Raw genomic sequence first — 2495 nt, forward strand, 5'->3', positions numbered from 1 at the left:
CGGTTGGATCTCCTCGCGTGGGGCCAGGCTTTTCCAACCTTCCGCCGTCGCGTCCTCGGCTGCCGATGGCGTGGATCCCAGCAAGGCCAGCGCGACCAACACGACCAGCGGGAAACGATTCAAACCCATCAGATTTCTCCATGGAAACAAGGACCAATCCACCCGATTCTAAGAGCTGTTGGGATCCCGGTGTGGATCTCCCGATGCAAACTCCCTGTGGAAACCGGTGAACGAACGCCTCACTGGCACCCCCCACCGTGTACGTGGTGAAGTATTGATTTCCCGCGTTTGACCCGCTTTTGACTGCTCACACAGCGGCTCCCCTCTACCCGGGTGCAAGGTGCACGGGGAGGGCCGGGGATCAGGCCCTTGCTGGTCTGACCTCTCAAAATTATCCTACCGGGCTCAAATTTCAGGACTTTCTTTCCCTTTCACGGTCAAAACCGGACTGATGCCCAGCCCCACTCAGCGACACGTTCTCTCCGCTCTGGTCCAGAACGTTCCCGGGGTACTCGCCCATATTTCTGGGATGCTTGCCTCGCGTGGCTTCAACATCGACTCGCTCGCAGTCGGTGAAACCGAAAACAAAACGCTCTCTCGCATGACTTTTGTCGTCGTCGGCGACGATCGAGTGCTGGAGCAAGTACGCAAGCAGTTGGAGAAGATTGTCACGGTCGTCCGTGTCATCGATGTCAGCAGTCGCGATTTCGTCGAACGGGATCTTTTGCTGTTGAAGGTCCAAGCCCCTTCGGGGCCCAAGCGGGCCGAAATTCGTGAGCTGGTCGATATCTTTCGCGGACGCATCGTCGATGTCGGGCCGGAAGAGCTGATGATTGAGATCAGTGGCCGAGAGAACAAAGTCCAGGCGTTCATCGAACGCGTCCGCCCCTACGGGATCACCGAGTTGGTGCGAACGGGCCGCGTCGCGATGGTACGCAGCGATTCGGACATCTCCATCGCTGACGAAGCCGCCAAGGCGACCGCCTGATTTCTCCCTCGGAATTCCTTCCCTACCACCTTTCCAATCACCTCGAGACCATTTCATCATGGCAGCCACCATTTACTACGACAACGACGCCGACCTTTCGCACCTCAAAGGCAAGACGGTCGCGATCCTCGGCTACGGATCCCAAGGCCACGCCCAGGCACAGAACCTGCGTGACAGCGGCGTCAATGTCATCATCGGCCAACGCCCCGGTTCGGCCAACTACGACCTGGCCGTTTCCCACGGCTTCGAACCCAAGACGATCGCGGACGCCACCAAAGAAGCGGACGTGATCAACATTCTGCTGCCCGACGAAGTGCAGGCCGATGTCTACCGCGACGCCATTCTGCCGAACCTTTCCAAAGGCAACGTGCTGATGTGTTCGCACGGATTCAACATCCACTTCGGGCAGATCGCTCCTCCCAAAGGAATCGACACGCTGCTGGTCGCCCCCAAGGGCCCCGGTCACCTGGTCCGCAGCGAATATGAAAAAGGCGGCGGCGTCCCGGCGTTGATCGCGTTGGGCGAAGACGCGTCGGAAACCACCAAGCAAATCGGTTTGGCCTACGCCAAGGGGATCGGCGGAACGCGGGGCGGTGTGATCGAGACCTCGTTCATGGAAGAGACCGAAACGGACCTGTTCGGCGAACAAGTCGTGCTCTGCGGCGGCGTCAGCGAACTGGTCAAGGCCGGTTTTGAAACCCTCGTCGAAGCCGGTTATCAGCCCGAGATGGCGTACTTCGAGTGCATGCACGAGCTGAAACTGATCGTCGACCTTCTCTACCAGGGCGGACTCAGCTACATGCGTTACAGCATCAGCAACACGGCCGAGTACGGCGATTACGTCACCGGCCCCCGCATCATCACCGACGAAACCAAGGCCGAGATGAAACGCGTCTTGGAAGAGATTCAAAACGGCACCTTCGCCCGCAACTGGATCCTGGAAAACCGTGGCGGCGCCGCGTTCTTCAAAGCCACCCGACGACGCGAACGAGACCACGGTGTCGAGCAGATCGGACGTGGGCTGCGAAAAATGATGTCCTGGATCGAAGAAAAAGAAGTCTCCTGATCATCGGCTTAGGCCCCGACGGGGCATCGCGGTGAAGCATTTTTTAGCGGTAGGGCGCGAGCCCTCCGGTGTTTCGGGAACGATGAGGGACCGCAGGGCTTGCGCCCTGTCGCTATCGCCTCGCAAAACGCTGGGGAAAATGCTTCGCAGCGTTACCCCCTGAAGGGCCTGCTGCACCGGACGATGACAACGGCCCGGGTTTCCTGACAGCAGGGAACCCGGGCTTTTTTTGTGTCGTCGGATTGCTCTCGCAATGAGCCGCCAGAATCCGCACAATGCGGGTGCTTCATTTCGCTCCCTCGCTCGCCTCGGCTTTCAGCCGGCCTCCAGCACCATGTCAGCATCCACCCTCGCCGCAACGCGTTTGCCCTCGGTTTCAGAAATCACGCAATTGCAAATCGACACCGTGGCCGCTTGGCACCAGGGGCCGATCGAGAATCC

2 protein-coding genes are annotated in these 2495 nt (G+C 59.4%); both read left to right on the plus strand.

The genetic code is table 11. The features are described from left to right. Positions 1–451 precede the first annotated feature (451 nt). Entirely contained in the window at positions 452–988 is a 537-nt protein-coding gene (ilvN, locus tag ABX749_RS29380) for an acetolactate synthase small subunit (protein ID WP_145219333.1), read from the plus strand. Positions 989–1046: 58 nt separating this feature from the next. Then, on the plus strand, positions 1047–2054 hold the full coding sequence (gene ilvC, locus ABX749_RS29385) for a ketol-acid reductoisomerase (RefSeq protein WP_372899173.1): 1008 nt from the start codon (positions 1047–1049) through the stop codon (positions 2052–2054). Positions 2055–2495: the final 441 nt, after the last annotated feature.

The organism is Stieleria sp., assembly GCF_041595215.1.
Lineage (GTDB): Bacteria > Planctomycetota > Planctomycetia > Pirellulales > Pirellulaceae > Stieleria > Stieleria magnilauensis.